Consider the following 17,613-nt stretch of genomic DNA (forward strand, 5'->3'; position numbering starts at 1 on the left):
ATTGTTAACGCTTAGGTCATACAGAAAAACCGCGCCGAGGCGTAATGCCGTTCACTTAGTGTGAACGGCATTTTTCTTAGGCTTAATGGGATACTTGTTTTTACTCATTTTTAACGCACGTGGATAGGCTCTATCCCGTTTCCCATCGAGCTTGAACTGCCTCGCATTACGCACTATGTCCAAGACATCTCTCGGAACATTCCCTGGCGTTTGAGATGACAGCTGAGTCAGTTTTAAAATGATATAACTCGACGCATCTCTAAAGCTTAATTGGTTCGGATGTAACGACGGTAAGCTTTTAGCCATCAACACCATCTTGTATCTGATGAGGTTATAGGCCAACAGTACCCCCCACAATTCTTGGATAACCAGCTCTGGCAATTGACTGCGTAACGTAAAGCGACTCTCCAGCAGATGTTGCTTCATCTCCCGATAGCCCACTGCTATCTCCCATCGATGGGCATATAAATCCACTATCTCGGCCCCCGGATAACGTAAGGGGTCAGTTAATGAGGTCAAAATGGAAACCAACTTACCTTTTACCGTCTTCGTCAGTAAGCGAGCTTCAATATTGTCAGGCAATAGGCCACTTCTTTCTGGCTTGAGCTGTGGTGGTTAACTGCACCAGTTGGTCGTGTTTTCCTACAGAGCGTACCACTTCATATTGTGTGCCTTTCTTCAACGGCAGCAGCCAGTGACTGTTAGGTTGAGCCTGTTGCCAGGCGTGCAAAAGCCCCAAGGAATAGAAGCCTCTGTCAAACAGAGTCAGGCTGTTATTGGGTATGCTGGATATCAGTTCGGCGGCTAAATTCATTTCACTGACAGCAACAGAATCAAAGGCACTGTTCAATACCAAGTGGCTGCTTAATTCCATCATGCAAACCATACGAATTTGAGGATAGGTAGCATCACCAGCAGCATTGGCGGTTTTGGCAAAGGCCTGATTGTTTTGCTCACTATCAGGTGTTCGCCACACGACACCATCGATACCGTAGAGGTTGAGTCCACACCAATGAGGATGCTCTGCTCTCTCATGCCAGGTCTTGGCACTTCGCTTAAACACATCCTGAACAACGTCAGAGCCTAGCCGCTTACGCGCTTGCGTGACAGCGCTGCGAGCCACGTAATCCACTTCTTGAGGTAAGACGATATCAAGCTTATTGATGAGAGAGCGGACGGACTCGCCTCTGAACAGAGCCATACCAATCACCGCCCAAATCATGGCATCCATAGGTAACTTACGTCGCCGTAAACTGGCAACACCATGTGAATCAAGGCACGACTGAATTAAATCAGGCTCAAGCACATCGGCCAGACAGGTGAATTCGGTATGACGATTGATATGAGTACGCGCCAAAGCGTCTGAAAGTTGCATAAAAAAATCCGATGACATGGGGTCATCGGATTTTGATCCTTTCAGTGAGATCGTCAAGCGATCTGTCTTAACTGATCGGCATTACGCCGAGGCGCGGTTTTTTTATTGGCTGCTTTTTAGAAACCGGCAATAGTTTAGAAATTGACCATAATCGGCTGCGGCAAGTTTGGGGCATTCCAGCATTGGCATGTGACCTATGCTGGTATATACCCGAGTGCTCGCTTGGGGTAAATGTTGCTGCCACACCGCCAGGGCGCTGATATCTAAAATATCATCTAACTCGCCCCAGCATATACAGGTCGGGCAGTTGGTTTTGGGCACAAAACTGCCATGGCCTGCGGTAAATTCAGCAAACACTCGCTTAAGTAAAGGACGCCTTTTTTGGTGATACCTATAAATGGCGTTAAGGATAGGCGCAGGTACCCAAGGTGGCTTGGCCATGGTTTGCTGATAAAAGCCTTCAAACTCCGCATAGGTTTCACCAAAGAATGGGTTTCTACCAGCTAAAATCGCCCGACTAAAGGCGTTGTCCTTGGGCGCAATTATGCCTGAAGGATTAAACAAATAGGCACTAAGGCAGCGCTCGGCAAAATGGGTAGCCACATAGGCGGTAAGCTGTCCGCCCATGGAATTTCCAACTAAGTGGCATTCTGCTATGCCTAAATTATCTAACAACTTAATCAGGCGAAGTGCCTGATTTTTCATATCAAATTGGCAATTAGCATCGACCTCTGAATCTCCATGGCCAGTTAAATCCACCATCAGTAATGAGTATTCTTTGGGTAAATGACGGGCAAATGGGCACCAGACAGTTTTGTCGGCACTAAAACCATGGAGCATGACAATCCAAGGGACATCCTTATCGGTACTGGGGGCTAAGCGCCAATAGGCATGCTGCTTTAAGCCTGATACTGGGGTAAATAAAGTGTCTACCTGCGCCCAGTTGGCATAAAGTTTTCTGGTCCAGTGTAAGGCTTTATTGGGGTAGCGCTGAGCACCAAACCATAAGCCTGCGAGTATTAGGGCAATGAATATGATCAATGACGCCATAGTGTCTCCCTTAATCTGAGGTTGAAAGTTAACTGTTAACTTATATGATCTTGGCTGCTTAAGTCTTAATGCATGACTCTTTAAGTCACTGGGCTTAAGGTTGCAAAAGTGTTGCAGTTAGCTAGCTTAACGCTTGGTTGATGTGAGCACAAATACAGCAACCGAGTTGATAAACTGCTGGATGCATAAACCGGGCGTGCTGGACTGCTTGGTTATCTTTGGTTCAGTGGGCTTTTATTGAGTCATAGTTAGCAGCGGGAGTGCGGTTTAGGGATTTTTCAGTCAACGGCAAAACTTGCATTTTTGGCTGTGATTGGCCAGTGTGCGGGATATTTTTGGCACGCACTTGAGTCATATTGTCTCGCTCAGTGAGTTAAGTGCTGAACCGTTGCTCCTAGCTAACTGATAGCCATTCTCATCAAGATGCTTGCCGCTGAAAATTCAAACTGCCCCCTGCGGCGCAGGTGCGAAAAAAGCTGAGCAAGGTCGCTAAGTTATTTGATGCCACTCAGTGCAACGGTTGTAAGGGTTGTCAGTTTACTCATAGTGCTTGTATGCATTGTGAAGAGCCTACGTGTTTGACGGCGTGTTCGACTAAAGGCGCCATCATTCAACGATCTAACTGTGTGGTGGATTTTGACTCTGACAAGTGTATTGGCTGCGGTTATTGCGTCAGCGCTTGTCCATTTGATGTGCCTAAGCTCGATCTTATCGATCAAAAGGCCTACAAGTGCACCATGTGTTCAGACCGCTTGCAAGTCGGACAAGAGCCCGCCTGCGTTAAAACCTGTACCACAGGCGCACTCAAGTTTGGTACTCGTGAAGACATGCTGTTTATTGCCGATTTACGGGTCAAACAGTTGCAAGAGCGTAGTTTCGCCAATGCTGGTAGCTATAACCCAGAGGGCGTAGGTGGCACAGGCATGATGAGGATTTTGCATGATGTCAACGAGCCAGAAAGCTACGGTTTACCAGCCGATCCTAAGACCAGCTTACCGGTGAAGTTATGGCAAGACGTAGTCAAGCCATTGGGCGCCGTCGGTATTCTGGCAACAGTAGCGGTGGCCTGTTTGCACCGCATTACTGTGGGTCGCAATATCGTTGAAGAAGATGAGCCGGCGGCGTTTGATCATAGCCATGATCAACAAGACGCTAGCGCCACGCCAACAACCAAGACAGATAAGGAGTAACGCTCATGAATAAACAGAATATGATTTTGCGCCATAAGTTGTTCGACCGAATCTGTCATTGGTTTATTGTCGCCACGGGTTTTGTCTCCTTTATGACGGGCTTTGCTTTCTTCTTCCCATCGTTTCAATGGTTGGGGTCAATTGCCGGAACGCCGCAAATGGCGCGCCCCTTATCAAGCTTAAATTCGTTAGCTCAAGAGTTAATTAGCCTGTGGCCAAATGCTGCCAAAGTTTATAGCCATGCTTTGGAGTTACACTCAGAGGTAAAAGATGCAAGCGTGCTCGCGCAGCACTTAGTGGAACTGTGGCAAGTGAAGTCAGAGTTGCCTTGATTTACAATGGCATATCTCATGTGGTCATGATGGCATCGCCTATGTTTATTAAAGAGTTTGCCATAGGTTTTAGTCTGTCAGAAGCCATCATTACTCAGTTAAGTGATATTCGCGGCATAGAAATAGAAACAATAGCTTCAGGTTTGTTAGTGCACATCGAAATTAATCAGCGCTGTTTTATGCAATTAAAAGAGAGTAGGCGCAGCATGGCCGGAAGAGCCGGTTGCGGTTTATGTGGCGTAGAACAAATAGAGCAAACTATTAAACCCATAGTGCAAGTGTCAAACAATAAAAAATTTAATTTAATTCATCTAAAAACAGCGTTAGATAATTTACACCACCATCAAACCACATTTAATTTAACCGGAGCGACACACGCCGCGGCTATGTTAACTGCAACGGGTGATATATCTTCCTGCTTTGAAGATGTCGGCAGGCATGTTGCTTTAGATAAACTAATTGGCCATATTGCCGCGCATGACAAGGCGAATAATGCCGCTATTTTATTAACGAGTCGCGCGAGTTTTGAAATGGTGCAAAAAGCGGCCATGGCCAATATTAGTATTATATTGGCTATCTCATCAGCAACCTCGTTGGCAATAGAGATAGCGCAGCAATCTAATATTACTTTAGTGGGCTTTTGCCGCGATAGTCGCGTGACGATTTATACTCACCCTGAGCGCTTACATTTAACTTCAGAAGCGCAAACCGTCAGCCCATTAGTTGCGGCTGTGATAGACCAGAATTCAGCTACTAAACGGCAAGCTATTTAAGCTACCTGAAATGGCAAAGGCGAACTGATAAAAAGCAAATCTACAGGGTGAAGTCAGAAAAAAGGCGCTGCGGTCAAACCGCAGCGCCTTTGTTTTTAGGCGGTGATGCTAAATCCTGTTGCTTAATACCAATGTCGAGACCTTGTTATTTATTAACCACCGAAGCGCTAGGCTTTTTAGCATAAGCTAGAGCGAGCAGAACAACGCCGACCGCTAAGAAGGGCAGGCTTAACCATTGGCCTGCGCTTAATAGGCTTTCATGGTAGGCCGCTTGACTCACTTTAATGGATTCAATGGCGATACGCGCGCCAAAAATAGTCACTAAAAACAGCCCGAAAATCGCGCCGTGGCGCTGCTTCATTTGGGTGAATTGATAGATGGCATATAGACCAATAAAGATGACTAAATAGGCAAGGGCTTCATAGAGTTGCGCTGGGTGTCTTGGCAGCATATCCACTCGAGCAAAGATAATGCCCCAAGGTTCTTGAGTTGGCACACCTAAGATTTCCGAGTTGGCAAAGTTGGCCATACGCACAAAGAAGCCAAAAATGGCGGTGGCAATGGCCAGTCTATCGAGTAAGAATAAGAACGGCAGCTTGACCTTACGTTGGTAATAATAGAGCGCCAAAATTGCCCCTAATCCGCCGCCATGGCTAGCTAAGCCGCCTTCCCAAATGGCAAAAATCTTGAGGGGGTTAGCAAAGTAATAGGCGGGATCGTAAAACAAACAGTGAGCTAAGCGGGCGCCGACGACTATGCCGATAACGCAGTACAAGAGTAAATTATCTAAGGATTGAACATCTAAGCCTTCTTTGACATAGATGCGCTTCATCACCTGAAACCCGGCTAAAATTGCCGTCGCAAACAAGGCGCCGTACCAATGGATTTTGAGCCCCATAAATGAAATCAACACTGGGTCGAGTTGCCACACGAAATGTTCCAATTTGTTTTACTCCATCAAACCTAGGTGCATCGACGCACGTAAAAGCCTTGTTTTACTTGGTTGCGAGCCAATAGACAAGTTTTTCAGCACCTTATCTTGGCAAACTTTTGTTAACTTACGCTATAAGCCGTTGCTACTTAGCGAGAAGCTGCATGGCATTGTGGCTAATAGCATTGTGGCTAATAGCAGGGCGCGCTTTAGGTTATGCTAGTAACAAAGAGCAGCGATGCGGCTTTATTTTGGTAAATGAGCGAAGCCGGCTAACACCATTAAACGGGAAACATCTTATGGGAAAGATTGCCATAGTCCTTGGCGCTACGGGTGTCGTGGGGCGCGAATTAGTGCAGCAATTAAGTCAAACCGATGGCATAGATAAGGTGGTGGCCATTAGCCGCAGCCCAGTCACTTATGCCAATGATAAGATTATTAATGAGGTGATTGATTTCAATCATATAGAATCTTTTGCCTCAGTATTTGCGGGCGATATTTTTTGCTCGTGTTTAGGCACTACTTTAAAGCAGGCCGGCACTATTTTCGCCCAGCGGCAAGTGGATGTGGATTATCAATACCGCGCCGCGACGTTGGCTCGGGCGCAAGGGGTGAGTCAGTATTTACTGGTTTCAGCCAGCGGCGCCAATGCTAGCAGTCGCAATGCTTACCTTAAGATGAAGGGCGAGCTTGAGCAGTTAGTGATAGCGCTGCATTTTGCGCGCACTGTGGTTATTCAACCGTCACTGTTATTGGGCGATCGCAGTGATTTTCGCTTGGGTGAAGTGATTGGTAGTAGGCTATTGCCTTGGCTGTGCAAGCTGCCAGCGCTTGCTAAATATCGCCCCATCACCGGGCGGCAAGTGGCGCAAAAAATGCGGCACCTTGTGATAACCGCCATGGATGCTAAAACCATTGCTCAAACCAATACAGCCACTCATAACGAGGCGGCGAGCGTGAGTTATCACAGGTTAGATAAGCTGTTTGACATTAGCTGAAGCGGCTTTAATTTACTGCGTCAACAAACCGTTTAAACTTGCTAAAAGCAGCTTAAAAACAGCTAAAAAAACGGAGTGACAGTTACCTGCCACTCCGTTTTTTTTACTCAATGCGCTAGTAAGTCAGCATAAAGCACTAAGTTATCAAGGCTTGCGCTATGACTTAGTCACTGACCACGCAATGGTTTCACCAGCGCGAATGGGCACCACTTGGCTGTCACCGAGCGGATAGCTTGCAGGCACAGACCAAGCTTGTTTCGTGAGAGTAATGGTATCTTGATTGCGCGCTAAGCCGTAAAAATCTGGGCCGTTAAAGCTAGCAAAGGCTTCAAGCTTATCAAGCGCGTTCACTGATTCAAAGGCTTCTGCATACAGCTCAATGGCAGCATGGGCAGTGTAAGAGCCCGCGCAGCCACAGGCTGCTTCTTTTTTATCTTGATAATGTGGCGCCGAATCTGTGCCTAAAAAGAAGCGTGGGTTGCCAGACGCCGCAGCACCAAGCAGCGCTTGCTGGTGGATATTGCGCTTTAAAATCGGTAAACAGTAAAAATGCGGGCGAATACCGCCAGCCAGCATATGGTTACGGTTATAGAGCAAGTGATGAGCCGTAATAGTTGCGGCCACATTGGCTGAGGCATTAGTGACAAACTCCACCGCATCTTTAGTGGTGATATGCTCGAGCACGATTTTAAGCTCAGGGAAATCTGCCACTAATGGTCGCAAAATGGTGTCGATAAAGAGTTGCTCGCGATCGAAAATATCAATGGCGCTGTCAGTCACTTCACCATGCACTAATAGCAACATGCCAACCTCTTGCATGGCCTTAAGCACAGGGTAAATCTTGTTAACATCGGTGACGCCAGAATCTGAATTAGTGGTGGCGCCAGCAGGGTAAAGCTTAGCGGCCACAATTTTACCCGTGGCCTTAGCGCGGCGGATATCTTCAGGGCAGGTCTTATCCGTAAGATACAGCACCATTAATGGCTCAAAATTAGCGTGCGGGCGCGCCGCCACAATGCGCTCGTAATAGCTCAGCGCAGTATCAGTATCTGTGGCCGGAGGCACGAGATTTGGCATTACAATCGCGCGGCCCATATAGCGGCTAATATCGCGCACAGTATCCTTAAGCTGCGCGCCATCGCGTAAATGAACATGCCAATCGTCAGGGCGAGTAATAGTTATAGTTGTCATCGACTTCTCTTTGGTCATTTTGATGGCGGGATCTTATGTGTCTGCGCTTTCTGGGTAAAGTAAAAAACATCAATTGCTTGAATTAAGCCTCAAGGTGATGCGTTGCGTGTGGCTAGGCTGACGTTGCATCTACCGCAGGCATTTTGACTTAATGCTTTGCTAACGGGGCGGCTGCGGGTAAAATGCGCCGCTTATTCACTGCTAGCAAGCCTGCAATTGGGCATAACCGGCTGGTAGTGCGTTCTATTGTTATCGATATTATCGCCAGTTTGCCCAAGCAAGATGGCTGAGGACATTCAGTGAAAACCGCAAGCGCCGTTCATATTTTAGTTAAACATCAAAAGCTTGCTGAAGAGATTATTCAGCAACTCAATAAGGGTGCTCGATTTGATACCTTAGCCAAAAAGTATTCCTCTTGCCCATCGGCTAAAAGCGGTGGTCACTTAGGCGAATTTAAGCGCGGCCAAATGGTGCCTCAGTTTGATAAAGTCTGCTTTTCTGGTGAATTAATCGTGCCGCATCTGGTAAAAACCAAATTCGGCTGGCATGTAGTTAAGGTGCTGTACCGCACTTAAACTATAGCTGCATTTACCTCTAGTTCCCCCTATTGGCTGAGTCCATTAGCCAATTTGATGCGCTTGCCTTGTGATGCTTTCACCGCAAGCGCCGCTTACTTGTTACATCACTGCTTACTGCTTACATCCCTCTTTTTAGCGCTCATATCAGTTGTTATAGCGCATTGATCACCACTAATAACTTGGGCGAGTTTATGGTGCTTAACCAAAGGCTGACTTGATGGCGCCTTGCAGTGGCGCTTGCCAATGACTGGGGAATACTTGAGTGAGGGTTAGCGCCTCACATTGCTGAAAGGACATAACGCTGATGAGCGCTTCAATGAAGGCCGCTATCACGGCGTTAACATCAAGAGTGTCAATCACTTTATCCATTTCAGCTAAATGCAGTGACTTAATTTCTAACAGCTTGATATTGCGATGGGCTTTACAGTCCATACGGCCGATAAACTGCTCGCCATATAATAACGGCAAACAAAAGTAACCGAATTGGCGTTTGGCAGCGGGGACATAGCATTCAATTTGATAATCAAAGCCAAAAAGTGAGCGCAGGCGCTCACGCTGGATAACGCAGTTATCAAAGGGCGAGAGTATTTTAAGTAGCGGCTCAGTGTCAGCTATTGGGGTATCTAGGCTGCCATTTAGCATCACTAATATCTCGCCGCTAGGCAGGGTAATTTCAAGCAAGTGTTGGCTTGCAATTTGCTGCTGCACTAAGCGCTTCATGGCTTGGCGAAGCGCTGGGCTTTTGCGCAGATAAGTAAGGCCGGATACTGACATTGCGCCGTGGCATTTAAGCTGCAGGCTTAATAGATGCTGCGCGCACTCATCTGTGCTTGGCAGGCTAATATCAAGGCCAACTGGCACTACTCGCTCAGTTAAATCATAGGTTTTTTCAAATCCTTGGCGTTCACGCACCATCACATCGCCTTGCATATACAGTTGCTCTAAGGCTTTTTGGCGGGTTTCCAATCCCACCATGCTGCGTTAGTACTTGAATTAGTGCCTGAGTTAGTGCTTATGTGAGTGCTTGTATGAGTGGCAATGTCGCGCGAGCGCAACGGTCCATCAGTATTAATGCGGCTTAAAAGCTCAGCCATTAGTTTATGATCGCAGTTTTTATACCAAGAGCGTTGGCCAGTTTTTATCGCCAGTTTATCGGGCAATGAATAGCGAAAATCGGCGGTAGGGATTAACGCCGCGGCGTGACTCCAATATTCAAAAATAGCCCCTGTTTGCAGCAGGCTATTAGTCATGGTCGCAGTCACCTCAGGCACGCGCGAATGCAGCACATGATGATGGGCGCGCTCCACTACAGCTATGGTATCCAGCTGCACATAACCTAAATGGTTAATGGCCTGCAGCGCGCCGTTAATCCCCATCCCAAACGGCTGAGCTTGCAATAACCCTTGCGCGTTCAATGCCAAACGGCGCAGGCGCTTCATATCTTCAAGGCTCTCAAGCTTTATAGTCATAGGCTCGCTTAGTGCTTTTGTTGTGAGTGGGAGAGGCGGCAATGGTTTGGAGTTCATTGAGCTAAAGATATGCGTATTATTAAGCGCTGTCATGCCCGTGACACGCAGCAAGTACATCCTCCTTGTATGCTCGATGGCGGCATCCATGCCGCCAACGGTCACTTTCATGCCAGCGCTTAATATCGGTTAATCATCCAGGGCAACCGCATGAGTAGATTATTTGTAAACTGAAACCACTACCTTTGTTAACTCACTAAGAATTAAGCTGCTTAAGTCCAGATTTATGCGGTCAAGAAACAAACAGGGATAAAAGAAAAGCACCTTAAAACAACTATCCCACGGTTAACGGCCTGTGAAAGTTAACATTAATTCAACTCATGCTTTCGCCCTGGTTAATCATCAGTGGTTGATAGACAGGAAACTGATTTAGAGTTTGCATTAGGTTTAAAGTTTAATTTAACTATCTCACCGTCTATTTTTGTATCTATATCCATGTCAAAGTAAATGCGTTTAAGCTTTAATGATTTAAGATCAAACCCGAATAGATTAGGTACAATGTTTTCGTTGCAAAAGCGTAATAGATTTGAGTTGCCTTTTTCTTTGCTTTTTAATATTTCATTATATGTACTTAAATTGGTAGTTATTCCAAATGATTTAATATTTTCACCTATTGAAACTTTTTCTTCATTGAGCAAGTTTGAAGCGTAGGTTAATGAATCGTAATCGTCTGCTGATATTTCAAAGTAATCATAAATAGGAGCAGGTAAGTGATATTTTTTTTGCGATTTTTTTATAGCACTCAATAACATGGATAATATTGCCAAATTCTTTTAAATGCTCTAACTCTGATTCATTGTTTTCTACAAGTTGCAACGGACCAATGGTTTTACCTTCGTCTAATTCTAAACCAATAGTTAATCCTCCTCCGTTTTGCAGGGTATCTTTAGCCATTAATAGCTTATTTAAAAATGGTAGACTGTCAAAATCCTTTCCTATCCATGAAGATGTATCAATGGTAAATTGGCATCTTGTTTCTGGTGATTTTATGTCAGTGCAGTTGTGGAAATATGCTATTTTAATCAACTTATTGAATGCAAAAGCTTCAAATTTAAACCCGTTTTTTAAAAGGGTTTGCTTACCTTTAAAGCTGCCTAGAAAAATTTGATGGGACGAGGATGTTGCATACAGGTCGATCATTATTTTTTTATAACTAGGCTTAATAACTAGTTCTTTATTTCCACGGTTATCATTGCCTAATGCCTCGAATAATTTCGAACCAGTAAACTTGAAAATATTGTTTGATAATTTTACTGGCTTACCTGTTTCTCTCATTAGATCTAAATTAGCCTGAAATACTTCGCTGTCAGCTCGGCTCATCGATATAGAAACGCTGGCATCACTTGTTAAAGGAATTATTTGTCGACGTATAGCACCATTGATAACATCAGTTTGAACAGAAAATCTATGATCTAATTGATTAAGGTGATCGTCAATAAATCCAATTATCTGCGATGGTAGACTCGCAGAGTGAATAGGGTCTTTACCAGTGACATAATCTAAAGTGGTTTTTATAGCCCTTGATTCAATTTCATTCTGAGGAAGTAGTTGCTTACCAATATTATCTCTAGCGTAATTTAAGGCTTGTTCTTTCCAGGCATTTAACAACTCTTCAGAATAAGACTCCTCATCAACATCAATGAGCCTAGAACACGTACTACAAAGCCAAATACCATTGTCATAATGTTTTCTTTCTGCTTCTGTTTGTTCTGACTTGTAACGAGGTCCGCCTGGTGCTGCAGCACATATATGAGCTGCGACTCCTACTTTTGATGAAGAGATCCCATTAAATTTTGAGGCTACAGTAAGAACTCGACAGTCAGGTTTTGAGCAAAAACATGCAACATTATCTTTTAATTGATTTCTAGTTTTAATAGGGAAATTATGTCTTTTATGGTTTTGAACCATCCACTACAACCTATGAATTTTTGACCTAACAAATAAATTTATTCTATCCGCTAATTGTATAAAATCAAATAATATTAATAAGATAACGTATTAACTCTCCAAAATGTATTAATCTAATTCAGAAATTTGTCGGTAAAGTTAACCACTATAATGAACGGTTGGATCCGATATTGTGTTGTCGAGTTCGAGACCATCGACAACAGGGATGTTGTAGTTGAGCCCACATGGATGTGCTTGCGGCGGGTCGAGAAATTGACAACACAGTAGCCCGCTGCAGGCGATGAGTTGCACCGTTATCGCCATTTAATCATGCAAATTTACAGCTTACATCTAACAAATGCTGCAAGCGACTTGATGTAGGGCGCCTTGTCGGTTTATAAGTTTTTTAGCGTGGTTTTTTAGCTAGTTAGCTATAAACCAAAAACAATAAAATTAGCGCAAAAAAACCAAAGAACTAACAAGGAATGCTTAATGATGGATGTGACTTATTGTGTCAATCGCCCAATTACGCCGGAGCAATTTGTGGCGTTATTAGAGCAGACAACCTTAGGCGGCAGACGACCTACGGCTAATCGTGAGTGCATGGCCGGTATGCTAGAACATGCGGATTTATTGATATCAGCATGGATTGGCAACACTTTGGTGGGGCTTGCCCGCAGCGTGACCGATTTTCATTTCTGCTGCTATTTATCAGAATTAGTAGTATCAGAACGCATTCAGGCAAGCGGCATAGGTAAAGAATTAATTCGCCAGACATTTGCCAACTTGCAGCCGACCTGTACTTTAACGTTACTCTCTGCCCCTCAAGCCACTGAATATTATCCCAAGATAGGTTTTACCCAGCACGGCAGCGCATGGGTGATGGCTAACGCGAATGAGCTTAAATAACCACAGCAGCCTTTATGGCGAGTACTAGCTACTTACTGGCAGTGTATTAATATGCACCGCTTAAATTTAGTCGGTCATCAATAGGGGTAAATTAGCCTAAAGTGGAGTACTATGCTACCACTGCGTTGATTGAAGACAGATATGACTATTCCCATTACCGATGTAACCCACACTGAACTTACTTGCTCCAACTGTCAGGCTTGCTGCTGCCGCTTAGAAGTTATGATAATTACTGACACTGGCGTCCCCGAGCAGCACATAGCGACCGATAAATGGGGCGGTGAGACCATGTTACGTTTAGACGATGGTTGGTGCTCGGCGTTAGATCGCGAAACCTTTATGTGCACCATTTATGAAAATCGGCCTTGGATTTGTCGTGAGTTTGAAATGGGCTCTTATGATTGCCACGATGTGAGAGTTGAGGCTAACTGTTTGCCGAGTTAAGTCGGCAAACAGTTCAAAATTAATATCTATAACTATATCAATAGCAAGGCGCGGCAGTCGCGGTACTGAGTCGCCCCTTGCTATCATAAGTGCCATCATGGGGATGCTCCTACTGTTTGGCGGCGTATAACTTATGTGCTGATGTTTGATGGCTATAGATAAATCCTAGCTGATGGCTGAGGTTTGTACGGCGTGAGTGGTGGTTTGATGTCTTACACTCAGCGGATTGGCTCATGGCTACGCCGTAACACGGCGGCTTATTTTGGGGCACGCAAACCTTAATGCTCAAAGCGTAGACAATTCAGTGTGTGGCCAAATTCAAGTTTTCGGGCTTTATTAGTAAGTAATTGCGCGCAAATGCTGTACACTTGCCGACCATTTGTTGCTGAAGGGCGGGCGTTATTCCCCAATAATCTTTAGCAATTAAGTTTAATTAGGCCATGGAATATGGCGCATTAGGCGCAGTATCGTAAATGGCGCCGCCAATTTTTAGGTCGTTAACATGAAAAAATTATCACAAGTCTCGTTAAGCACTGTGCTGCTGTTAGCCGCAAGCGCAATGGCGCTGCCACAACAGGCGCTGGCGGATGAGCAAATCACTTTAGGTCGCACTATTTTGCTGGGTATTGGCGCTCAAGGCGCAGAAATCCCTTTACTGGCCTGCCGTCGAAGCGATGCCATTAAAGTGAAAGCCGAGCGTGATTTAGAGTTAGAGAAAGTCGTGGTGACCTTTAACAATGGCAAAACTAAAACCATTAAGTTCAACCGCCACTTAAAGAAAGATGAAACCACAGATTGGCGCAAATTTGGCTATAAGCGCTGCGTTGATAAGCTGGAAGTGTTTGGTAATTCAGAAGGCTCTAAGGCTGGCGTTAAAGTCTATGGCCGTAAATAACTCAGCCAAGCTAACGCTTGCTCTTGGTTAACACCTTGCTTTACAAATACTAAAAAACGCCTAACTCCAATAAAGTTAGGCGTTTTTTTATCTGCAGCTGCGTGGGCTGATGTTTGAAATCACTATGTGAGTAACAGGTACGTCCGTAAAGGCACCCACAGTAGTCGTGCGCACTATATTGATTTGATCAACCACATCCATGCCGGCAATCACTTGGCCAAAGACGGCGTAGCCTGCAGAACTCGCACTGGCATCAAGCTGCGGATTATCTAGCGCATTAATAAAAAATTGCGAGTCAGCAGAGTTGGGGGAATTATCAAAACGCGCCATAGCAAGGGTGCCACGTAGATTATGAAATCCAACCTTAGCTTCATTGATAATGGGCGTGCGGGTGGGTTTAGCCACTAAGTCCTTGGTATAACCCCCTGCTTGGCTCATAAAGTTATAAATCACCCGATGGAAAATGGTGCCGTTATAAAAGCCATCATCCACATACCGAGCGAAGTTTTTACCTGTCACTGGGGTATTGGTCATATCTACGGCAATAGCAATGGCGCCTAAGTTAGTGCTAATTGTGTAGCATTTATCTTGCGCCATGGTCGGCGGGGTAGGGTCTGGGTCCACGGGCGGGAAGGTGGTAAAAATATCGCTATCACAAGCAGTCAAAGTCAACAATAAACCCAGACCAACAACCGGCTTTAACATGCAATGTCCTTATTGATGAAGGGATCAATAGCCAAGTGGCTAAGACTATGGCCGCACAATAGGCTGAAAAATACTCATAGACAAGTTAAATGTTACATAAATACAAAGTGTCACATCTGGATGTAACAATTGGTGCTGCGATTTCCAAAATGGAAATCAGCATTAAGTGTTTTTTCAATAGTGGCTAGACGCCAGCCTAGTTAATATACCCGCACTATTAATAAGGGTAACTCTCATGACTCAGGCTAATATCGAAAAAATTATCACTAATGCTAATTTATCCGCTAAACAAAAATCTCAGTGGTTGGCGTTAGAAGCTGAAGGCATGATGCCTTATCCTTGTGATGACCAAAAGGTGCTAGCGGCCATGAGCGCTGGGGTCATTTGCGATATGTTTGAAGGCAATGCGCCGTTTAAACCAAGGTATGTATTGCCAGATTATCAAGTGCTGTTAACCCAAGGCTCTGAATACTTAGAGTTAGCGCCAGCGACAGATTTTGATGATGCCATCAATCTGCTTACCATCATTTATCACCATGTGCCGTCAGTCACTGGCATTCCAGTATTTTTGGGTCACTTAGATAGCTTATTAATGCCGTATGTGGGCGAGTTAACAGCTGAGCAGGTATACACCAAGTTACGCCGTTTTTGGATAATGCTAGATAGAACTCTGCCCGATGCCTTTATGCATGTGAATATTGGCCCGAGCGATAACTTGGTATGCCGCACTATTTTAACCATAGATGCTGAGCTTAAGCAGATAGCGCCTAACTTGACCTTCTATTATGACCAGCAAGTGACGCCTGACGATTTACTGTTGCAAGCCTGCGCCAATATTGCCGAATGCAGTAAGCCGCATATCGCTAACACCCCAATGCATAACCAAGTGTTTGGTGAAGGCCGTTTTGGTATTGTCAGCTGTTATAACGCACTGCCACTGGCTGGCGGCGCCAATACCTTAGTGCGTTTGAATCTTAAAGAATTGGCTTTGCTTGCCACGAGTCGCGATGACTTCTTTACTAATCTGTTACCGGATTACAGTGAGCGGGTGTTTAGCTTAATGGCGGCACGAAGCGCTTATTTACATGAAAAATCAGGCTTCTTTAATAGCTTTTTAGTGACAGAAGGTCTGATCGCAGAAGACCGATTTGTACCTATGTTCGGCATTTATGGCATGGCTGAAGCGGTTAGCGCCTTGCTTAGCCTTGAAGGCAATGATGCCAGATATGGCCATGATGATAACGCCAATAAACTCGCACTTGAGATATCAGCGCGCCTGCATGACATAGTCACCAATACAGAAGCACAATTTGCATGGCAAGGGCGCGCGTTATTGCATGCCCAAGGCGGCATTAGCTTAGATATTGATGTGACGCCTGGGGTGCGCATTGCTTATGGCCATGAGCCAGATCCTGTGAGCTATGTGCTAGCCACTGCGCCGCAGCATAAATACTACCCTTCTGGCATTAGTGATATTCTGACTATCGATGCCACCATTAAAGCCAATCCCGCCGCCTTAAAAGACTTATGTTTAGGTGCCTTTGCCAATGGTTACCGCGAGTTTACCGCTAACGTTGCCAGTAACGATTTAGTGCGGATCACAGGCTACATGGTGAAACTGTCTGATATCGCCACTTATCAAGAGCAAGGATCACGCACTAACACTACCTTTTTAGGCGCAGAAGCGGCTGATAAAACCAAAGTGTTAAACCGCGCTCCAAGAGTAGTAAGCCAAGAAATGTCACCATTATTTATGGCTGCTGCTAAGTAAGGGACTGATGATGGCCGAGCGTATTGCGTTAGTAGCGTTGACGGATGACACTCGGCCACTTGTGGTTGAGGCAAGGGCTGAAGCTGGCTTAGGCGCTGAGTCCGGCGCTGAGTTAGTGGCCAATGTGAGCCGCATCTTACCTTTTTCTTGTGTTGATGGTCCGGGTAATCGGATGGTGATCTTTTTGCAAGGCTGCAATTTTAATTGCGGTTCTTGTCATAACCCGCACACCATTAAAAATTGTAATCATTGCGGTGATTGTGTGGCAACTTGCCCCACAGGTGCCTTAAGTTTTGCCCGTGGCGTTAATGAAAACGCTGGCAAGACTGATAGGACGGCCACAACAACTCACAAGCCTGCTCAAGAAGTTATTCCAGAAGCTGCTCAAAAACCAAAAGTGCTGTGGCAACCTGAGTTATGTATCAATTGCGACAAGTGCCTAGAGGTTTGCAGTTATCAATCAAGCCCGAAAATCAGCCGTCATACGGTAGCGCAATTGCTTGAATTGTTATTGCCGCGCGCCGCCTTTTTAAGTGGCGTGACTGTCAGTGGCGGTGAAGCCAGTATGCAGCTTGATTTTGTAGTGGCGCTATTTAAGGCGATAAAAAGTTATGACAGTTTGGCGCATTTAAGTTGCTACATAGATACTAATGGCCATTTAGCCATGAGTGGTTGGCAGCAATTAATGCCATATCTTGACGGCGCTATGGTGGATGTTAAGGCGTGGGATGAAAGCGTGCATAAAACCCTCACAGGGCGGAGTCATCGCCAAGTGTTTGCAAGCATTGCTTGTTTAGCCGCGGCCAACAAACTGGCGGAAGTGCGGTTACTGCATATTCCAGCACATAGTGATTTTGAGCACTGGTTCAGTGACGTCGGACAGTGGCTCGCCGCTTTACCCCCAGACATCATTATTCGCTTAAATGGTTTTAGGCGTCACGGCGTGCGTGGCAGCGCCGCCACTTGGCCTGAATGCACTAAGGCGCAGATGGCTGAATTTAGGCAAGGCTTAATTGCGCACTCAGGGCGCGATATAGCTATGCCCTTTATGGGCTAAA

Annotated in this window: 18 protein-coding genes and 1 pseudogene; 10 read left to right on the forward strand and 9 right to left on the reverse strand. The window is 45.4% G+C overall.

The genetic code is table 11. The annotated features are described in order from the left end of the window. Positions 1-51 precede the first annotated feature (51 nt). Both AC1HDP_RS01265 and AC1HDP_RS01270 read right to left on the reverse strand, forming a co-directional pair. Positions 52-1,375, reverse strand: a pseudogene (locus AC1HDP_RS01265) (IS4 family transposase). Positions 1,376-1,477: 102 nt separating this feature from the next. Beyond that, positions 1,478-2,425: an alpha/beta fold hydrolase gene (locus AC1HDP_RS01270; protein WP_479637358.1), complete on the reverse strand. Its 948-nt coding sequence runs from the start codon at positions 2,423-2,425 to the stop codon at positions 1,478-1,480. Between the two features lie 464 nt (positions 2,426-2,889). Between AC1HDP_RS01270 and AC1HDP_RS01275 the strand changes: the two genes are divergently transcribed. The 3 genes from AC1HDP_RS01275 to fdhD are packed head-to-tail and all read left to right on the forward strand — an operon-like array spanning position 2,890 to position 4,720. Beyond that, a complete protein-coding gene (locus tag AC1HDP_RS01275; RefSeq protein WP_479637359.1) occupies positions 2,890-3,615 on the forward strand; it encodes a 4Fe-4S dicluster domain-containing protein in 726 nt (241 codons plus the stop codon). A 5-nt stretch (positions 3,616-3,620) separates the two neighbouring features. Further along, positions 3,621-3,947: a hypothetical protein gene (locus tag AC1HDP_RS01280; RefSeq protein WP_479637360.1), complete on the forward strand. Its 327-nt coding sequence runs from the start codon at positions 3,621-3,623 to the stop codon at positions 3,945-3,947. 29 nt (positions 3,948-3,976) lie between these two features. Further along, entirely contained in the window at positions 3,977-4,720 is a 744-nt protein-coding gene (fdhD, locus tag AC1HDP_RS01285) for a formate dehydrogenase accessory sulfurtransferase FdhD (protein ID WP_479639798.1), read from the forward strand. 145 nt (positions 4,721-4,865) lie between these two features. Here the strand turns inward: fdhD and lgt are convergent, their stop codons facing one another. Then, entirely contained in the window at positions 4,866-5,663 is a 798-nt protein-coding gene (gene lgt, locus AC1HDP_RS01290; protein ID WP_479637361.1) for a prolipoprotein diacylglyceryl transferase, read from the reverse strand. Positions 5,664-5,950: 287 nt separating this feature from the next. Between lgt and AC1HDP_RS01295 the strand changes: the two genes are divergently transcribed. Further along, the gene (locus tag AC1HDP_RS01295; protein WP_479637362.1) at positions 5,951-6,649 is read left to right on the forward strand and encodes an NAD(P)H-binding protein; all 699 of its coding nucleotides are present in this window, start codon (positions 5,951-5,953) and stop codon (positions 6,647-6,649) included. Positions 6,650-6,805: 156 nt separating this feature from the next. On the opposite strand, the gene pyrC is transcribed toward AC1HDP_RS01295, so the two are convergent. After that, entirely contained in the window at positions 6,806-7,840 is a 1,035-nt protein-coding gene (pyrC, locus tag AC1HDP_RS01300) for a dihydroorotase (RefSeq protein ID WP_479637363.1), read from the reverse strand. A gap of 299 nt (positions 7,841-8,139) precedes the next feature. Here pyrC and AC1HDP_RS01305 point away from each other — a divergent pair, with 299 nt between their 5' ends. Further along, positions 8,140-8,415 (forward strand): peptidylprolyl isomerase, encoded by a 276-nt coding sequence (locus AC1HDP_RS01305; RefSeq protein WP_140932102.1) that lies wholly within the window; start codon positions 8,140-8,142, stop codon positions 8,413-8,415. A gap of 201 nt (positions 8,416-8,616) precedes the next feature. Here AC1HDP_RS01305 and AC1HDP_RS01310 read toward each other — a convergent pair whose 3' ends face one another. From AC1HDP_RS01310 to AC1HDP_RS01325, 4 genes are all read right to left on the reverse strand, one after another. Further along, entirely contained in the window at positions 8,617-9,384 is a 768-nt protein-coding gene (locus AC1HDP_RS01310; protein ID WP_479637364.1) for a DNA glycosylase AlkZ-like family protein, read from the reverse strand. Continuing rightward, positions 9,360-9,887 (reverse strand): DNA glycosylase AlkZ-like family protein, encoded by a 528-nt coding sequence (locus tag AC1HDP_RS01315; RefSeq protein ID WP_479637365.1) that lies wholly within the window; start codon positions 9,885-9,887, stop codon positions 9,360-9,362. The genes AC1HDP_RS01310 and AC1HDP_RS01315 overlap by 25 nt, the downstream gene beginning before the upstream one ends. Before the next feature lie 392 nt (positions 9,888-10,279). Continuing rightward, positions 10,280-10,696: a hypothetical protein gene (locus tag AC1HDP_RS01320; protein WP_479637366.1), complete on the reverse strand. Its 417-nt coding sequence runs from the start codon at positions 10,694-10,696 to the stop codon at positions 10,280-10,282. Then, the gene (locus AC1HDP_RS01325; RefSeq protein ID WP_479637367.1) at positions 10,635-11,852 is read right to left on the reverse strand and encodes a hypothetical protein; all 1,218 of its coding nucleotides are present in this window, start codon (positions 11,850-11,852) and stop codon (positions 10,635-10,637) included. The genes AC1HDP_RS01320 and AC1HDP_RS01325 overlap by 62 nt, the downstream gene beginning before the upstream one ends. Positions 11,853-12,323: 471 nt before the next feature. On the opposite strand from AC1HDP_RS01325, the gene AC1HDP_RS01330 reads away from it, so the two are divergent. From AC1HDP_RS01330 to AC1HDP_RS01340, 3 genes are all read left to right on the forward strand, one after another. Then, on the forward strand, positions 12,324-12,740 hold the full coding sequence (locus AC1HDP_RS01330; RefSeq protein WP_479637368.1) for a GNAT family N-acetyltransferase: 417 nt from the start codon (positions 12,324-12,326) through the stop codon (positions 12,738-12,740). Between the two features lie 141 nt (positions 12,741-12,881). Beyond that, complete coding sequence (locus tag AC1HDP_RS01335) at positions 12,882-13,184, forward strand: YkgJ family cysteine cluster protein (protein ID WP_479637369.1); 303 nt, start codon at positions 12,882-12,884, stop codon at positions 13,182-13,184. Between the two features lie 502 nt (positions 13,185-13,686). Next, the gene (locus AC1HDP_RS01340) at positions 13,687-14,079 is read left to right on the forward strand and encodes a DUF2541 family protein (protein WP_479637370.1); all 393 of its coding nucleotides are present in this window, start codon (positions 13,687-13,689) and stop codon (positions 14,077-14,079) included. 87 nt (positions 14,080-14,166) lie between these two features. Here the strand turns inward: AC1HDP_RS01340 and AC1HDP_RS01345 are convergent, their stop codons facing one another. After that, on the reverse strand, positions 14,167-14,784 hold the full coding sequence (locus tag AC1HDP_RS01345) for a peptidylprolyl isomerase (RefSeq protein WP_479637371.1): 618 nt from the start codon (positions 14,782-14,784) through the stop codon (positions 14,167-14,169). 235 nt (positions 14,785-15,019) lie between these two features. On the opposite strand from AC1HDP_RS01345, the gene AC1HDP_RS01350 reads away from it, so the two are divergent. Both AC1HDP_RS01350 and AC1HDP_RS01355 read left to right on the forward strand, forming a co-directional pair. Further along, positions 15,020-16,555 (forward strand): YjjI family glycine radical enzyme, encoded by a 1,536-nt coding sequence (locus AC1HDP_RS01350; protein ID WP_479637372.1) that lies wholly within the window; start codon positions 15,020-15,022, stop codon positions 16,553-16,555. A gap of 10 nt (positions 16,556-16,565) precedes the next feature. Beyond that, positions 16,566-17,612: a YjjW family glycine radical enzyme activase gene (locus tag AC1HDP_RS01355; protein WP_479637373.1), complete on the forward strand. Its 1,047-nt coding sequence runs from the start codon at positions 16,566-16,568 to the stop codon at positions 17,610-17,612. The last annotated feature ends 1 nt before the right edge of the window (position 17,613 follow it).

The sequence above is a fragment of the Shewanella sp. ISS20 genome, assembly GCF_056522965.1.

Excerpts from the sequence above, each read along its gene's own strand:
- AC1HDP_RS01270 (WP_479637358.1), bottom strand. The coding sequence starts at position 2,425 with ATGGCGTCATTGATCATATTCATTGCCCTAATACTCGCAGGCTTATGG.
- AC1HDP_RS01280 (WP_479637360.1), top strand. The coding sequence starts at position 3,621 with ATGAATAAACAGAATATGATTTTGCGCCATAAGTTGTTCGACCGAATC.
- fdhD (WP_479639798.1), top strand. The coding sequence starts at position 3,977 with ATGGCATCGCCTATGTTTATTAAAGAGTTTGCCATAGGTTTTAGTCTG.
- AC1HDP_RS01295 (WP_479637362.1), top strand. The coding sequence starts at position 5,951 with ATGGGAAAGATTGCCATAGTCCTTGGCGCTACGGGTGTCGTGGGGCGC.
- pyrC (WP_479637363.1), bottom strand. The coding sequence starts at position 7,840 with ATGACAACTATAACTATTACTCGCCCTGACGATTGGCATGTTCATTTA.
- AC1HDP_RS01315 (WP_479637365.1), bottom strand. The coding sequence starts at position 9,887 with ATGACTATAAAGCTTGAGAGCCTTGAAGATATGAAGCGCCTGCGCCGT.
- AC1HDP_RS01320 (WP_479637366.1), bottom strand. The coding sequence starts at position 10,696 with ATGTTATTGAGTGCTATAAAAAAATCGCAAAAAAAATATCACTTACCT.
- AC1HDP_RS01325 (WP_479637367.1), bottom strand. The coding sequence starts at position 11,852 with ATGGTTCAAAACCATAAAAGACATAATTTCCCTATTAAAACTAGAAAT.
- AC1HDP_RS01330 (WP_479637368.1), top strand. The coding sequence starts at position 12,324 with ATGATGGATGTGACTTATTGTGTCAATCGCCCAATTACGCCGGAGCAA.
- AC1HDP_RS01335 (WP_479637369.1), top strand. The coding sequence starts at position 12,882 with ATGACTATTCCCATTACCGATGTAACCCACACTGAACTTACTTGCTCC.
- AC1HDP_RS01340 (WP_479637370.1), top strand. The coding sequence starts at position 13,687 with ATGAAAAAATTATCACAAGTCTCGTTAAGCACTGTGCTGCTGTTAGCC.
- AC1HDP_RS01345 (WP_479637371.1), bottom strand. The coding sequence starts at position 14,784 with ATGTTAAAGCCGGTTGTTGGTCTGGGTTTATTGTTGACTTTGACTGCT.
- AC1HDP_RS01350 (WP_479637372.1), top strand. The coding sequence starts at position 15,020 with ATGACTCAGGCTAATATCGAAAAAATTATCACTAATGCTAATTTATCC.
- AC1HDP_RS01355 (WP_479637373.1), top strand. The coding sequence starts at position 16,566 with ATGGCCGAGCGTATTGCGTTAGTAGCGTTGACGGATGACACTCGGCCA.